This is a genomic window from Dietzia sp. DQ11-44 (genome assembly GCF_014145205.1).
In the GTDB taxonomy this organism is placed as follows: Bacteria; Actinomycetota; Actinomycetes; order Mycobacteriales; family Mycobacteriaceae; genus Dietzia; species Dietzia natronolimnaea.
In genome coordinates this window covers 1-938 of record NZ_JAALEC010000166.1, presented here as the reverse complement: position 1 = coordinate 938, position 938 = coordinate 1, and the positions used below count along the sequence as shown (strand labels likewise).

The following is a 938-nucleotide window of genomic DNA, read 5'->3' as shown; positions in this document are numbered from 1 at the left end:
GGCTCGCTCTACGGCGAGCCGGCCCCGGCGTGTTGGTGAGGCTGGATGCGGGTTGCTGTCGGTGCCAGTTCGAGAGTCGAGCCCGACCGATGGCGAGATCGGCAGGCTCTACAGGGCGGGGCCGGTAGCGCCCATAATTGGTCGCTATCCACTACTTGGCCTATAGCCGAGGTGCTAGAGGTACGGACTATTAATCCAAAGTTCGTTGGTTCGACGGCGACTTGTTCAGTCAGCCGTCCGGTGGTCGATAGGTGGCATTATCGGCGCCGCCACTGCCGGGCGGAGCGGCGGATCACTCGAGGGTCATCGCGGGGTGTCGGCTACGACGGCGTGGGGTTGGTGAGCCACCAGACGATCACCTCGTGCGTTAGCTCGGCGATGCGGCCCTCGCCCGTGGAGCCGTCGCCCCACAGGGGCAGGTCGACCCAGATGCGCAGTGGCGCCCCGCCGATCACGGGGACGTCGACATGGGCGAGCGGGCGGTGCTCCGGCACGAGTTGATACCTGTTGACCGTCCAACAGACGTGCAGCGGCACGAGGCCCGTCAGGCAGGACACCTGGCGGTGGGGTTTGATCGGGGTCAGCACGCGGGTGCCGGGGGCCGCCGGATCCCAGAACGCCGGGTCGGAGGGGCCCAGCACATCGGTCATGATCTCGGGCGTCAGCGCTCCCGGTGGGGACGCTGGCGTGTCCGGTCCGGCGTCTGCCGGGTCGGCGAGGGCAGGAGGGGTGCCGAGAGCGGTCGCTGCAGCGGCGACTGCCATCGCGAGGCCGAGGCGCCGGCGGGTGGGCGAATTCCGGGGTCCGGCTGGGGAGCTCATGACCCCACTTTCACAGACTGGTCAGCGACGTGAACATGCACAGGCTAATCTGAGCTTCTTCTCACCGGAGCCACATCTGTGGCCTGCACCCCTCGAGGTCCTCACCCATGATCCGTC

1 protein-coding gene is annotated in these 938 nt (G+C 67.8%); it reads right to left on the bottom strand.

Annotated elements, in window-relative coordinates; translation table 11 throughout:
* Positions 1-320: 320 nt before the first annotated feature.
* Positions 321-821 carry a hypothetical protein gene (locus G6018_RS05150; RefSeq protein WP_182638983.1) on the bottom strand — a complete coding sequence of 167 codons (501 nt, stop codon included), beginning with the start codon at positions 819-821 and terminating at the stop codon, positions 321-323.
* Between the last annotated feature and the right edge of the window lie 117 nt (positions 822-938).